Origin of the sequence: Pantoea sp. UYEF8 (genome assembly GCF_040546285.1) — a bacterium.
Taxonomy (GTDB): Bacteria; Pseudomonadota; Gammaproteobacteria; order Enterobacterales; family Enterobacteriaceae; genus Pantoea; species Pantoea brenneri.
Genome location: NZ_JBEPNM010000003.1, coordinates 469,479 through 483,277, shown reverse-complemented (window position 1 = coordinate 483,277; position 13,799 = coordinate 469,479). Strand labels below are relative to the sequence as shown.

The 13,799-nt window shown below is 56.7% G+C and carries 11 protein-coding genes; 7 read left to right on the top strand and 4 right to left on the bottom strand.

Going from position 1 to position 13,799, the window contains the following annotated elements; translation table 11 throughout:
• Window positions 1–14 precede the first annotated feature (14 nt).
• Both aceE and pdhR read right to left on the bottom strand, forming a co-directional pair.
• Window positions 15–2,681: a pyruvate dehydrogenase (acetyl-transferring), homodimeric type gene (aceE, locus tag ABIB18_RS08505; protein WP_354473965.1), complete on the bottom strand. Its 2,667-nt coding sequence runs from the start codon at window positions 2,679–2,681 to the stop codon at window positions 15–17.
• 103 nt (window positions 2,682–2,784) lie between these two features.
• The gene (gene pdhR, locus ABIB18_RS08500; RefSeq protein WP_031376689.1) at window positions 2,785–3,549 is read right to left on the bottom strand and encodes a pyruvate dehydrogenase complex transcriptional repressor PdhR; all 765 of its coding nucleotides are present in this window, start codon (window positions 3,547–3,549) and stop codon (window positions 2,785–2,787) included.
• Between the two features lie 516 nt (window positions 3,550–4,065).
• On the opposite strand from pdhR, the gene aroP reads away from it, so the two are divergent.
• From aroP to ABIB18_RS08485, 3 genes are all read left to right on the top strand, one after another.
• The gene (gene aroP / locus ABIB18_RS08495) at window positions 4,066–5,421 is read left to right on the top strand and encodes an aromatic amino acid transporter AroP (RefSeq protein ID WP_031376690.1); all 1,356 of its coding nucleotides are present in this window, start codon (window positions 4,066–4,068) and stop codon (window positions 5,419–5,421) included.
• 199 nt (window positions 5,422–5,620) lie between these two features.
• A complete protein-coding gene (locus ABIB18_RS08490) occupies window positions 5,621–7,033 on the top strand; it encodes a glycoside-pentoside-hexuronide (GPH):cation symporter (RefSeq protein WP_031376691.1) in 1,413 nt (470 codons plus the stop codon).
• The gene (locus ABIB18_RS08485; RefSeq protein WP_159222708.1) at window positions 7,030–7,989 is read left to right on the top strand and encodes a glycoside hydrolase family 43 protein; all 960 of its coding nucleotides are present in this window, start codon (window positions 7,030–7,032) and stop codon (window positions 7,987–7,989) included. Before ABIB18_RS08490 ends, ABIB18_RS08485 begins: the two co-directional genes overlap by 4 nt.
• Here ABIB18_RS08485 and ampE read toward each other — a convergent pair.
• Both ampE and ampD read right to left on the bottom strand, forming a co-directional pair.
• Window positions 7,971–8,825: a beta-lactamase regulator AmpE gene (gene ampE / locus ABIB18_RS08480; RefSeq protein WP_354473964.1), complete on the bottom strand. Its 855-nt coding sequence runs from the start codon at window positions 8,823–8,825 to the stop codon at window positions 7,971–7,973. The genes ABIB18_RS08485 and ampE overlap by 19 nt on opposite strands.
• A 16-nt stretch (window positions 8,826–8,841) precedes the next feature.
• The gene (gene ampD, locus ABIB18_RS08475; protein ID WP_354473963.1) at window positions 8,842–9,393 is read right to left on the bottom strand and encodes a 1,6-anhydro-N-acetylmuramyl-L-alanine amidase AmpD; all 552 of its coding nucleotides are present in this window, start codon (window positions 9,391–9,393) and stop codon (window positions 8,842–8,844) included.
• A gap of 198 nt (window positions 9,394–9,591) precedes the next feature.
• Between ampD and nadC the strand changes: the two genes are divergently transcribed.
• From nadC to hofC, 4 genes are all read left to right on the top strand, one after another.
• Window positions 9,592–10,488, top strand: coding sequence for a carboxylating nicotinate-nucleotide diphosphorylase (nadC, locus tag ABIB18_RS08470; RefSeq protein ID WP_031376694.1), 897 nt, complete (start codon window positions 9,592–9,594; stop codon window positions 10,486–10,488).
• A 175-nt stretch (window positions 10,489–10,663) separates the two neighbouring features.
• On the top strand, window positions 10,664–11,119 hold the full coding sequence (gene ppdD, locus ABIB18_RS08465; protein ID WP_031376695.1) for a prepilin peptidase-dependent pilin: 456 nt from the start codon (window positions 10,664–10,666) through the stop codon (window positions 11,117–11,119).
• Window positions 11,106–12,491, top strand: coding sequence for a type II secretion system protein GspE (gene gspE / locus ABIB18_RS08460; protein WP_354473992.1), 1,386 nt, complete (start codon window positions 11,106–11,108; stop codon window positions 12,489–12,491). Before ppdD ends, gspE begins: the two co-directional genes overlap by 14 nt.
• A complete protein-coding gene (gene hofC / locus ABIB18_RS08455) occupies window positions 12,484–13,683 on the top strand; it encodes a protein transport protein HofC (protein WP_354473962.1) in 1,200 nt (399 codons plus the stop codon). Before gspE ends, hofC begins: the two co-directional genes overlap by 8 nt.
• Window positions 13,684–13,799: the final 116 nt, after the last annotated feature.

Here is a 13,799-nt window from a genome sequence, read left to right as displayed (position 1 = left end):
TACTCTATTACCTCTTAAGCCAGACGCGGGTTAACTTTATCGGCATCGATATTGAATTTGGTGATCGCGTCAGCCACCACTTTCTTCTCAATCTCGCCACGTTTAGCCAGCTCACCCAGCGCGGCAACCACGACATAAGATGCATCCACTTCGAAGTGATGACGCAGATTTTCGCGGCTGTCAGAGCGACCAAAGCCATCGGTACCCAGCACGCGATAGTCGCTGGCTGGCACATAGCTACGAACCTGCTCAGCGAACAGCTTCATGTAGTCGGTTGAGGCGACGGCCGGTGCATCGTTCATCACCTGAGCAATGTAAGGCACGCGCGGTGCTTCTGTCGGATGCAGCATGTTCCAGCGCTCACAATCCTGGCCATCACGTGCCAGTTCGGTGAACGAGGTCACGCTGTAGACGTCAGAGCCGATACCGTAGTCTTTCGCCAGGATCTGCGCGGCTTCACGTACGTGACGCAGGATAGAACCTGAACCCAGCAGCTGGACTTTACCTTTGCTGCCGTCGACCGTTTCCAGCTTGTAGATACCCTTACGGATACCCTCTTCCGCACCCTGCGGCATCGCCGGCATGTGGTAGTTTTCGTTCAGCGTGGTGATGTAGTAGTAGACGTTCTCTTGCGCTTCGCCATACATCCGCACCAGACCGTCATGCATGATCACCGCGACTTCATATGCGTATGAAGGATCGTAGGAGATACAGTTCGGGATAGTCAGCGACTGAATGTGGCTGTGACCATCTTCATGCTGCAAACCTTCGCCGTTCAGCGTGGTACGACCGGAGGTGCCGCCGACCAGGAAGCCGCGCGCCTGTTGGTCGCCCGCCAGCCACATCAGATCGCCGATACGCTGGAAGCCGAACATGGAATAGTAGATGTAGAACGGGATCATCGGCAGGTTGTTGGTGCTGTAAGAGGTCGCCGCCGCCAGCCAGGATGAACCTGCACCCAGCTCGTTGATCCCTTCCTGCAGAATCTGGCCTTTCTCGTCTTCTTTGTAGTAAGCAACCTGCTCACGGTCCTGCGGCGTGTACTGCTGGCCGTTCGGGCTGTAGATACCGATCTGACGGAACAGACCTTCCATACCAAAGGTACGCGCTTCGTCCGCCAGAATCGGAACCAGACGATCTTTGATCGACTTGTTCTTCAGCATCACGTTCAGGGCACGCACAAAGGCGATGGTGGTAGAGATCTCTTTGTTCTGCTCTTCCAGCAGCGCACCGAACTCTTCCAGCGCTGGCATTTCCAGCTTCTCGGTGAACTTCGGCTGACGCGTCGGCAGGTAGCCGCCCAACTTCTCACGCTGACCGTGCAGATAGGTGTACTCTTCAGAGCCTTTGTCGAAGGTCACGTACGGCAGTGATTCAATCTTGTCATCGGCTACCGGTACGTTGAAGCGATCACGGATATAGCGCACGCCATCCATGTTCATCTTCTTCACCTGGTGAGCAATGTTTTTGCCTTCCGCGGTGTCGCCCATACCATAACCTTTAATGGTATGCGCCAGGATCAGCACCGGCTTGCCTTTGGTGTCCTGCGCTTTTTTCAGTGCCGCGTAGATTTTCTTCGGATCGTGGCCGCCACGGTTCAGTGCCCAGATTTCATCATCGGACATATCTTTAACCAGCGCGGCGGTTTCCGGATATTTACCAAAGAAGTGCTCACGCACATACGCGCCATCACGCGATTTAAAGGTCTGGTAATCGCCGTCAACGGTTTCGTTCATCAGCTGAATCAGCTTGCCGCTGGTATCTTTGCGCAGCAGCTCATCCCAGCGACCGCCCCAGATGACTTTGATCACTTCCCAGCCAGCACCGGCAAAAATGCCTTCCAGCTCGTTGATGATCTTACCGTTACCGGTGACCGGGCCATCCAGACGCTGCAGGTTGCAGTTGATGATGAAGACCAGGTTATCCAGTTTTTCACGGGTAGCGATGGTGATTGCGCCTTTTGATTCCGGCTCATCCATCTCGCCATCGCCGAGGAAGGCGTACACGGTCTGCGCCGAGGTATCTTTCAGGCCACGGTGTTCCAGATATTTCAGGAACTTCGCCTGGTAGATAGCCGACAGCGGACCCAGACCCATAGAAACGGTCGGGAACTGCCAGAATTCCGGCATCAGTTTCGGGTGCGGATAAGAAGAGAGGCCTTTACCGGCCACTTCCTGACGGAAGTTGTTCATCTGCTCTTCGGTCAGTCGACCTTCAAGGAACGCACGGGCATAAATGCCTGGGGAAATGTGGCCCTGGAAGTAAACCAGGTCGCCGCCATCCTTCTCACTGCGCGCGCGGAAGAAGTGGTTAAAGCACACTTCATAAATGGTGGCAGAAGACTGGAAGGAGGACATATGGCCACCGAGTTCCAGATCTTTCTTCGATGCGCGCAGCACCGACATGATGGCGTTCCAGCGGATCGCGGAACGGATACGACGTTCAAGAGAGGTGTTGCCCGGATAATCCGGTTCATCTTCAACGGCAATAGAGTTGATATAGTTGCTGATTGCAGAAGATCCTGCAGCAACGTTCACGCCGCCTTTGCGGGCTGCACCCAGTACCTGATCAATCAGATACTGCGCACGTTCAACACCTTCTTCACGGATGACCGATTCGATCGCCTGTAGCCAGTCACGAGTTTCAATCGGATCCACGTCATTGTGTAAACGTTCTGACATGGGTGTGTTCCTTATCTGTGTCTAATACGTTGAATAATCGGGAGCCTGTTACAGCACATGCAGGCAGGCTCGTCGCACATGTCCGTACGATCTTTGTCGCACGTTATTCCTTACGTTGCTGTAAACGACGCAGGGAGCGTTCTCGACGGCTCTGCTCCCGACTTCTGTCCAGCAAGATTTCCTCAATGAACGCCAGGTGACGGTGTGAAGCCTCGCGCGCTTTTTCCGGCTCACGAGCCACAATCGCCTCAAAGATTCTGGCGCGGTGACCGCTCACTTTCGCCAGCATTTCCCGGCGCGAGTAGAGCAATTCAAAATTCTGACGGACGTTTCGTTCCAGCATAGGGCCCATAGAGCGTAGCAAATGCAAAAGCACGACATTATGGGCGGCTTCTGTGACAGCGATCTGATACTGCATCACTGCGTCCGCTTCGGCATCTAAGTCGCCGCTGTCCTGTGCCTGCTGGATCTGCAGATGGCAATCGCGAATCCGCAGCAGATCCTCTTCGGTGCCGCGCAGTGCCGCATAATAGGCAGCAATGCCTTCTAAGGCATGGCGCGTTTCCAGCAGATCAAATTGTGATTCCGGATGGTCGGCGAGAAGCTCTACGAGTGGATCGCTCATGCTTTGCCAGAGATGCTCCTGTACGAACGTTCCGCCACCCTGACGGCGTAGCAGTAATCCTTTGGCTTCTAAGCGCTGGATCGCTTCGCGGAGAGACGGACGTGAGACATCGAATTGTTTGGCGAGTTCGCGCTCGGGGAGCAGCTTCTCTCCCGGACGCAGCGTCCCTTCCATGATCAGGGATTCGAGCTGTTGCTCGATAGCGTCGGAGAGCTTGGGTTGGCGAATCTTACTGTAAGCCATCTTCCCTTCTTATTAAGCCAATCGTCCGGAGTAAATTGGTAATACCAATTGCCAAAAGGTGCCGGTAAAGTAACAAAGTATTCACCTTGTGTCTATACGGTCCGGATGACATTCCAGTGCGGCTAAAGCCAGTGCTGACGCTAACTTACGGTTAAAAAAATGAAAAATTACCGTGGAAGCAAATGTTAAATATTTTCACTTTTACCAAACCTTACACCCGCTTAGCTGCTAAACGCAGCGGCAACCATAAGTGAAACCTATTCGTCATCAGTAACATTTCATGGCAGAAATTTGGGCAACACCAACGTGAGCCGGACGCTGTTTTTTCAGTCAATGCTCAGCACGAAAAGCGAAAGCAGGTGCAAAGCGATTCGCTTATCACTATTCTTGTCGCCAGGGTAGCGCATGGCAGCAGACAGCACGCCAGATACCGTAAAATAATCAATACATTAATGTAACTCCTTCCTTACAGCGGTCTGCGCTGCGAACGAAGAATAAAAACATCACGAGGTTTGTATGGAACAACAGCAAGGCGAAGCGCTGAAACGTGGTCTGAAGAACCGCCATATTCAGCTCATCGCGCTGGGTGGTGCGGTGGGGACCGGCCTGTTTCTCGGCAGTGCATCGGTCATTGAATCCGCCGGACCGGCAGTCATTCTGGGGTATGCCATTGCCGGTTTTATCGCCTTTTTAATTATGCGCCAGTTAGGCGAGATGGTGGTGGAAGAGCCGGTTGCCGGCAGCTTTAGCCACTTCGCTTATAAGTACTGGGGCAACTTTGCTGGCTTCGCGTCGGGCTGGAACTACTGGGTACTCTATGTGCTGGTGGCGATGGCGGAACTGACCGCAGTAGGCAAATATATCCAGTTCTGGTGGCCTGACTTTCCCACCTGGGCCTCAGCCGCCATCTTCTTTGTGATGATCAACGCCATCAACCTGACCAACGTAAAAGTGTTTGGCGAGATGGAATTCTGGTTCGCCATCATCAAAGTAGTGGCAGTGATTGGCATGATCCTGTTCGGCGGCTGGTTGCTGTTCAGCGGCAGCGGCGGCCCGCAGGCAACGGTGCGCAATCTGTGGGAACAGGGCGGATTTTTCCCTCATGGCCTCGGTGGGCTGGTGATGGTAATGGCGATCATTATGTTCTCGTTTGGCGGCCTGGAACTGGTAGGGATTACCGCGGCAGAAGCCGATAATCCGGAAACCAGCATTCCCAAAGCCACCAACCAGGTGCTGTGGCGCATCCTGATTTTCTATATCGGTTCGCTGGCCGTGCTGCTGTCACTGATGCCGTGGACCCGGGTCACTGCCGAAGTCAGCCCGTTCGTCTTCATCTTCCACGAGCTGGGTGATGCGATGGTGGCCAATGCGTTGAACGTGGTGATCCTGACTGCCGCGCTGTCGGTCTATAACAGCTGCGTTTACTGCAACAGCCGCATGCTGTTTGGTCTGGCGCAGCAAGGCAACGCGCCAAAAGCGCTGCTGAAAGTGGATCGCCGCGGTGTGCCGGTGCTGACCATTCTGGTCTCCGCCGTCGCCACTGCGCTGTGCGTATTGATTAACTACCTGATGCCGGGCGAGGCTTTCGGCCTGCTGATGTCTCTGGTGGTTTCTGCGCTGGTGATCAACTGGGCGATGATTAGCCTGGCCCACCTGAAATTCCGTCGTAAGAAAGATCAGCAAGGGGTCACCACCCGCTTTAAAGCGCTGCTCTATCCGGTAGGTAACTGGATTTGCCTGATCTTCCTGGCCGCGATTCTGGTCCTGATGGCAAACACGCCGGGCATGGCGATTTCCGTCTGGCTGATCCCGGTCTGGCTGGTCATTCTGGGCATCGGTTACTTCATTAAAAATCAGACGCAGAAAGCCTGATAAGCACTTTCCTGCTGCGACACCGTTGGCGGTCGCAGCAGGCTACTCTCCCCCGCCGGCGTACGCTGCCAAAGACCGATCCAGCTCACACTTCTCCCCGCGCACCTGATTTGTCCATCTTCACGACGATTTATTCCCAGTCATCTCTCTGATTTAGCGACAATAATTCCTGTTCACACCGGATGCGCAGGAGAGAACCATGAAAGGTGCAGCCCTCTCGTTTCGAGAAAAACTGGGTTATGGCATGGGCGATGCCGGATGCAACATGATTGGCGGTGCCATCATGCTGTTCCTTAACTACTTCTATACCGATGTTTTCGGTTTAGCCCCGGCGCTGGTCGGCACGCTGCTGCTGTCAGTGCGGGTACTGGATGCGGTAACCGATCCGATTATGGGCGCGATTGCCGATCGCACCCAGAGTCGCTGGGGTCGTTTCCGCCCGTGGCTGCTGTGGGTTTCCGTCCCGTATGTGCTGTTCAGCGTGCTGATGTTTACCACGCCGGACTGGACCTACCATAACAAGGTGATCTGGGCCTTCGTCACCTACTTCCTGATGTCGCTGACCTACACTGCCATCAACATTCCCTACTGCTCGCTGGGCGGCGTAATTACCAACGATCCCGGTGAGCGCGTCTCCTGTCAGTCTTACCGTTTCGTGATGGTCGGCATCGCAACGCTGATCCTGTCGATGTCGCTGCTGCCAATGGCGGAATGGTTTGGCGGCGAAGACAAGGCGCGGGGTTATCAGATGGCGATGACCGTGCTGGCAACCATCGGCCTGGCGATGTTCCTGTTCTGCTTTGCCACGGTGCGTGAGCGTATTCATCCTGCCGTCCCCAGTAATGACGATCTGAAGAAAGATCTGCGCGACGTCTGGAAAAACGACCAGTGGGTGCGCATTCTGCTGCTGACCTTCTGCAACGTCTGTCCCGGCTTTATCCGCATGGCTGCCACCATGTATTACGTCACCTGGGTAATGGGACAATCGACCCACTTCGCCACGCTGTTTATCAGCCTTGGCGTGATCGGCATGATGTTCGGCAGTACGCTGGCAAAAGTGCTGACCGACCGCTGGTGTAAGCTCAAGGTCTTCTTCTGGACCAACATTGCACTGGCGCTGTTCTCCAGCGCATTTTACTGGATCGATCCGCACGCCACGCTGATGGTGGTGATCGCCTACTTTGTGCTGAACATCCTGCATCAGATTCCGTCGCCGCTGCACTGGTCGCTGATGGCCGATGTCGACGACTATGGCGAATGGAAAACCGGCAAGCGCATCACCGGTATCAGCTTCTCCGGTAACCTGTTCTTTCTCAAAGTGGGACTGGCGGTCGCCGGGGCGATGGTTGGCTTCCTGTTGTCGATCTACGGCTACAATGCCGGGGCTAAACAGCAGTCGCCGGAAGCGATCAACGGCATCATGCTGCTGTTTACCGTGATTCCGGGCGTTGGCTATCTGATTACGGCGGGTGTGGTACGCCTGATGAAGGTCGATCGTAAAATGATGATCACTATCCAGCAGGATCTCGCGCTGCGCCGCGAAAATTTCCGAGACTTACAGACTACTCGCCCACGCGACGGCGTTGTCCCGCAAACCGGAGAAGTAAAATGACCGCTACCTGGCCTAATCCCTTTATTGAACAGCGCGCCGACCCGTTTATCCTGCGTCATGATCAGCACTACTATTTTATCGCCTCGGTGCCGGAATATGACCGGCTGGAGATCCGGCGTGCCGATACGCTGGCAGGCCTGCGCAGCGCTGAACCGGTGGTGGTATGGCGCAAACCGGACAGCGGCCCCTGCAGCGAGCTGATCTGGGCGCCGGAACTGCACGTTATTGATGGCCAGTGGGTGATCTACTTCGCCGCTGCTCCGACACGCGACATCAAAGATGGCCTGTTTCAGCACCGGATGTATGCGCTGGTGTGTGATGCCGCCGATCCGCTGCAGGGTGAATGGCAGCCGTGTCGTCGGGTATTCAGCCAGTTCGACAGTTTCTCGCTTGATGCCACGCACTTTGTGCATCAGGGTAAGAACTGGTATCTGTGGGCGCAGAAAGATCCGGCCATCCCGGGTAACTCCAACCTCTACCTGGCCGAGCTGCTCAATCCCTGGACACTGAAAGGCACGCCGGTGATGCTGAGCCGACCTGAATATGAATGGGAATGTGCCGGATTTAGCGTTAACGAAGGCGCGGCGGTAATCAGCCATGGCGATCGGCTGTTCGTGACCTACTCTGCCAGCGCCACCGATGAGAATTACTGTCTGGGTTTACTGTCGATTGCGATTGATGCCGATCCGCTCGACGTCACCGCCTGGCAGAAATCTGCGCGGCCGGTGTTTGTATCGAGCTGGGATAATCATCAGTATGGACCGGGCCATAACAGCTTTACCCAGGATGAGGCGGGACGCGACGTGCTGGTTTACCACGCGCGTAACTACACAGAAATTGAAGGCGATCCGTTATGGGATCCGAATCGCCATACCCGGCTGAAGTACTTTGACTGGCGGGCAGATGGCACACCTGACTTTGGCGTGCCGCCCGCCGATCACACCAGCGTGCCGTAGATCGTCAGCAACGCAACGGCCACCACCAGCACCAGCGACGTTCGTTTCGCTAACGCCACGGCAACCCGTGGCGTTTCCACTTTATCAGTGTGCGGATCGCGCGACAGCGAGAACTGGGCCAGGCTGGTCAGCACCTGATACTGCGAACGATGACGGTCGGTCAGCGAGGCAAGCCATGCCGGCAACGCTTTCTCGCCGTGTCCCAGCAAGGCGTAGGCCACACCTGCCAGCCGCACCGGGATCCAGTCGAGCACATGCAGTATGCTATCCACGCCCGACTGCGCACGCGCCATCGGCGTGCCCTGTTTTGCCAGCCAGCCCTGCCAGGCGCGCAGGAATGCGTAACCCACCAGCAGCACCGGTCCCCATGCGCCACCCACCACCAGCCAGAACATCGGCGCGAGGTAGAAGCGGAAGTTAATCCAGATCAGCGCATTCTGCAGTTCGCGCAGGAATTCACGCTCGCTGCACTCAACCGGCACACCGTGGATCAAGGTCAGCTCTGCCGCCATCGCCTGATGGGCTGCGGCATCATCGTGGCTGGCCGCCTTCAGATAGGTGTGATAGTGCAGACGGACCGATCCCGCGCCGATACATAACAGCCCAATGACGATCCAGAACAGCAGTTGCAGCACACCAAACAGCAGGCCTTTCAGGCTCCAGACCACCAGCGCCGTCACGGCCATCGCCAGCACCGTCATCAGCAGGGTGCGCATCAGAGAGAAATGCTGACGACGACGAAAAAACGGCTCCAGCCGATGTTCGAGTTGCCAGTGCTCGCCCAGCTTAAACAGGCGCTCCCAGCCTAAAACCAATAACAAGGTAAACAACGTCATACTGACTCCGCAAAAATCACGATTTTTGCTGCGTTAACAGCTGCTTATAGTAGTCCCAGTCAAATGCAGGTCCGGGATCGGTTTTGCGCACCGGCGCGATATCACTGTGTCCGGTAATGCGCGCAGGCGTGATGGGATAGTGCTGCAACAACACCCGTGTAACCTGTTGCAGCGCCCGGTATTGCGCCTCGGTATAGGGTTGGTTATCCGTCCCTTCCAGTTCAATGCCAATCGAGAAGTCGTTGCAGTTTTCCCGGCCGTCGAACTGTGACACGCCCGCATGCCAGGCGCGTTTATCAAACGGCACATACTGTATAATCTCACCTTGCCGGCGAATCAGGCAGTGCGCTGCCACGCGCAGGCTGGCGATATCCGCAAAATAGGGATGAGCATCCGGCGGCAGCGTACCGGTGAACAGTTTGTCGATCCACGGACCGCCAAATTCGCCCGGCGGCAGACTAATATTGTGGATCACCAGCAGCGAAGGCGCCTCGTCGTCGGGTCGATCATTGCAATGCGGCGAGGGGACCTGACGCACCCCGGTCAGCCAGCCATGTTCAAGTTTCATGCTGCATTTCCTTGTCCAATCAGGCTGAGAATAGCATGAATAGTAAGGGTTTCTTGCGTCTTAATGCGTCATCAGGCCGCAGTCCGATCGGCTCTTGTTAAGGATACTAAACAAAATTCCGCTCATCACTGGTACGCTGCGGCGGTTCAGGCTATTGTGGACGCCTTACTCATCATCCCTTTTTGGAGTTGATCGCTTATGTCTTCGCGTGGTTATGATCCGGACAGTCGCCGCCAGGCGCTGATTAGACGCATTGAAGGTGACATCCCTGAGGCTGTCGCACGCGCTTTACAGGAAGATCTCGGCGGCGAAATTGACGCCGACCGTGATATCACCGCCCAGCTGTTACCTGCCGAAACGCAGGCTCATGCTCAGGTGATTACCCGTGAGGCGGGTGTTTTCTGTGGTAAACGCTGGGTTGAGGAAGTGTTTATTCAGCTTGGCTCGCACGCCACCCTGACCTGGCATGTAGAGGATGGCGATCGCATCGAGCCTGACCAGCCGCTGTTCGACATTGACGGTCCGGCGCGACTGTTGCTGACCGCTGAGCGTACCGCGCTCAATTTTGTCCAGACGCTTTCAGGCGTTGCCACCGAGGTCAGCCGCTATGTGGCGCTGCTGGCGAACAGTCAGACGCAGCTGCTGGACACGCGAAAAACCCTGCCCGGGCTGCGCACCGCCCTGAAATATGCCGTACTGTGCGGCGGCGGCAGTAACCATCGCCTCGGCCTGTCCGATGCCTATCTGATTAAAGAGAATCACATTATTGCCAGCGGATCGATCCGTCAGGCGGTAGAAAAGGCGCAGTGGCTGCAGCCGGATGTGCCGGTAGAAGTTGAAGTCGAATCGCTGGAGGAGCTGGACCAGGCGCTGGACGCAGCGGCGGATATCGTCATGCTGGATAACTTCAGCCTGGAGCAGATGCGGACGGCGGTGGAGCGTAATCAGGGTCGTGCGCTGCTGGAAGTCTCTGGCAACGTCACGGAAACCACTCTGCCTCAGATTGCGCAGACCGGCGTCGATTATGTCTCGGTAGGGGCGCTGACCAAGCATGTGCGCGCACTCGATTTGTCGATGCGTTTTCAGCAACAGTAAGACATTACGCCGTGTAACCGCACGGCGTTTTCTGCGATCCCGCTTCCATGACCCTTTCGGCTGTACTGCAAGCCACAAATATGTTCTCGCCCCCTTTTCCATTGTTTCATTCTGCGACTGTGATTCTTCTGCCCGCCTTTTTAGTCTGACGTTTTCTTAATCAGGAGGCGATGTGATGAATTATCAAGGCGGATTTACGCTGGTTGAACTGATGATTGTGGTGGGTATCGTGGCGATCCTAAGCGCTATTGGCCTGCCCGCTTATCAAAACTATCTGCAGCGCGCGGCGCTCACCGACATGCTGCAAACCATGGTGCCGTACAAAACGGCAGTGGAACTCTGCGCCATGGAGCGCGGCGATCCGGCGCAGTGTCAGGCTGGCGAGCACGGTATTCCTGCCGTCAGAAGCTCACGCTACGTTTCTGCCCTCAGCGTGACCAAAGGCATCATCACCCTGACCGGTCAGGAAAATCTGAAGGGCTTAAGCGTGGAGATGCTACCGGTGTGGGACAGCACGGAAGGTAGCATCAGCTGGCAACGGAGCTGCACCAGCAGCAATATCAGCCTGCGTGACAACTGCCTTGCTCAGTTCCGCTTTGCCGATAAAGGGGCGAATGATGAACAAGCCTGATGCAGCGATTGCGGCATTCTGCCAGCGCTATCGCGCTCTGGTGCTGCACCACGATGCCAGCCAGTTACGGGTTGCCGTGGCGGAAAGTGTGCCGCAGGGGCTGGCTGAAGCGCTTAACTTCGCCAGCCAGTGTCAGATTGAGATTGAGTGCTGGCCGCAGGCGCGCCTCGATCAGCTGCAGCATGCTGAAACGCCGCTGTCAGCCCGCGAAGATGCACCGGCAGAGTCAGCCGTTGAGGCAACGCAACAGATACTGCATCAGGCGCTGGAACGTCGCGCGTCTGACATTCACATTGAGCCCTGGCGGGAGGGTCTGCGGGTCAGGTTGCGGATTGACGGCGTCCTGCATTCGCTCTCCTCACTGCCCGCCACCCAGCCTGCGGCACTGCTGGCGCGCCTGAAAATTCTCGGCGGACTGGATATTGCCGAACGCCGGTTACCACAGGATGGTCAGTTCAGCCTGGAGATTGCGGGCAAACCGGCTTCTTTTCGCCTCGCCACGTTGCCGATCCATGGCGGTGAAAAAGCGGTGGTGCGACTGTTGCAGAGCGAAAGCGCGGCATTATCGCTGGATAAACTGGGGCTTCCTGCCGCCCAGTTACGTCTGTTGTGCTCAGCGCTGGCCCAGCCGCAGGGGCTGATCCTGGTGACCGGACCCACCGGCAGCGGCAAAACCTTTACGCTTTACAGCGGGCTGAGCGCGCTGAATACGTCAGACAAAAACCTGTGCAGCGTCGAAGACCCGATTGAAATCCCGCTGCCCGGCATCAATCAGACCCAGATTAACAGTAAAAGCGGGCTCGACTTCCATCGCGTACTGCGTGCGCTGTTGCGCCAGGATCCGGACGTGATCATGGTCGGCGAGATCCGCGATGCGGAAACCGCTGAAATAGCAGTTAAGGCCGCGCAGACCGGACACCTGGTACTCTCCACGCTGCATACCAATTCAACCGCCGAAACCCTGACCCGCTTACGCCAGATGGGTATTCCCGGCTATCTGCTGGGATCGGCGCTACGGCTGATCGTTGCGCAGCGTCTGGTACGGCGGCTCTGCCCGCACTGTCGTCAGCCGGCTCAGGCGGTGGCGCACTATCCTTCCGAACTCTGGCCCGGCACCCTGCAGACCTGGCGCGCGCCTGGCTGCGATCACTGCTTCTCAGGCTACTTTGGTCGGCTGGCGCTGTTTGAGCTGCTGCCGGTAAACGGCAGGCTGCAAAATGCCATTGCAGCAGAAATGCCGCTTGAAAATCTGCTCAGTCTGGCAAAACAGCAGGGGCTGCGTACCCTGCTTGCCTCCGGGCTGGAAGCGGTAAGCCGCGGTGACACCTCGCTGGAAGAGATGCAGCGGGTTATCGGGCTGGAAGATGGCTAATCCGGCGTTGTTTCGCTGGCAGGCGGTTGACAGCCAGGGCGCGCTACAAAGCGGTCAGCTACTGGCTCTCGACAGTGAGAATCTGCTGCTGATGCTGGCGCAGCGCGATCTGCTGCCGGTCAGCTGGAAATGCGAAAAGGTCTGGCGGCAGTCCGCCTGGACGTGGCAGCACAAAACCGATCTGATACGCCAGCTGGCAACTCTGCTTAAGGCGGGCTTACCGCTGGCGGAGAGTCTGATTCTGCTGGCTGAGGGACATCCGCACGCGGGCTGGCGGGCACTGATGATGGCGTTGCATCATCGGGTTTTGAGCGGTCAGCCTTTTTCACAGGCGCTGCGTGAGTGGCCGCAAATCTTTCCGCCGCTCTATCCGGCCCTGATGGAGGTCGGCGAGCTGACCGGGCAGCTGGATGTCTGCTGCAGCGAACTGGCACAACAGCAGACCCGGCAGCAACAGCTGTGGCAACAGGTAGTAAAGGCGCTACGCTATCCACTGTTCATTCTGTTAGTCGCGATCGCTGTCAGCTGCGGCATGCTGCTGTTCGTGCTGCCGGAATTTGTCACGGTGTATGCCTCGTTTGACGCACCGTTACCAGCGTTTACCGCTGCGGTGATGCAGCTTTCTGCCACGTTGCAGCAGTGGGGACTGTTGTTAGCCAGCGTGCTGCTGCTGTTACTGGTGGGCTGGCAACAGCTGCGGCGACGTTCAGCCAGCTGGCAGCGGCGGGAGCAGCGTTTTTTTCTCCGCATCCCGCTGCTTGCCGGACTGTGGCGCGGTTCGCAGCTAACGCAGATTTATACCATCCTGCAGCTGACACAGCACGCCGGACTCACCCTGTTGCAGGGTCTTGCCGCTGTTGAGGTTACCCTCTCCTCCCTGCTATGGCGGGAAGCGATTGCTGCGCTGCAACAGCATATCGCCGCAGGCAAACCGCTGCATCAGGCGCTGGCGCAGCATCCGCTATTTACTGCACTTTGTGGCCAGCTGATTCGCGTCGGTGAAGAAGCAGGGGCGTTAGATCTGATGCTGGCCCGACTGGCGGAATGGCATGAAGCAGAGACCCGTGAGCGTGCTGAAACGCTTGCTGCCTCACTGGAGCCGATGATGATGGTGGTGATAGGTGGCATTGTCGGTACGCTGGTGATTGCGATGTATCTGCCGGTGTTCGGGCTGGGTGATGCGATGCATTAAGGGGCGCGTTATGCGCCCCTTAACATGAAATCAGGTGAGTAATTGATGAAGTCTGATCAGTGACACCGGATAAGTAGCTGTCGAGGCTGAGCATCAATGGGCCACTGCCGGTGCGT

What these genes read in the sequence shown, in the direction of transcription:
- aceE (WP_354473965.1), bottom strand. Translation starts at nt 2,681, where the DNA reads ATGTCAGAACGTTTACACAATGACGTGGATCCGATTGAAACTCGTGAC.
- pdhR (WP_031376689.1), bottom strand. Translation starts at nt 3,549, where the DNA reads ATGGCTTACAGTAAGATTCGCCAACCCAAGCTCTCCGACGCTATCGAG.
- aroP (WP_031376690.1), top strand. Translation starts at nt 4,066, where the DNA reads ATGGAACAACAGCAAGGCGAAGCGCTGAAACGTGGTCTGAAGAACCGC.
- ABIB18_RS08490 (WP_031376691.1), top strand. Translation starts at nt 5,621, where the DNA reads ATGAAAGGTGCAGCCCTCTCGTTTCGAGAAAAACTGGGTTATGGCATG.
- ABIB18_RS08485 (WP_159222708.1), top strand. Translation starts at nt 7,030, where the DNA reads ATGACCGCTACCTGGCCTAATCCCTTTATTGAACAGCGCGCCGACCCG.
- ampE (WP_354473964.1), bottom strand. Translation starts at nt 8,825, where the DNA reads ATGACGTTGTTTACCTTGTTATTGGTTTTAGGCTGGGAGCGCCTGTTT.
- ampD (WP_354473963.1), bottom strand. Translation starts at nt 9,393, where the DNA reads ATGAAACTTGAACATGGCTGGCTGACCGGGGTGCGTCAGGTCCCCTCG.
- nadC (WP_031376694.1), top strand. Translation starts at nt 9,592, where the DNA reads ATGTCTTCGCGTGGTTATGATCCGGACAGTCGCCGCCAGGCGCTGATT.
- ppdD (WP_031376695.1), top strand. Translation starts at nt 10,664, where the DNA reads ATGAATTATCAAGGCGGATTTACGCTGGTTGAACTGATGATTGTGGTG.
- gspE (WP_354473992.1), top strand. Translation starts at nt 11,106, where the DNA reads ATGAACAAGCCTGATGCAGCGATTGCGGCATTCTGCCAGCGCTATCGC.
- hofC (WP_354473962.1), top strand. Translation starts at nt 12,484, where the DNA reads ATGGCTAATCCGGCGTTGTTTCGCTGGCAGGCGGTTGACAGCCAGGGC.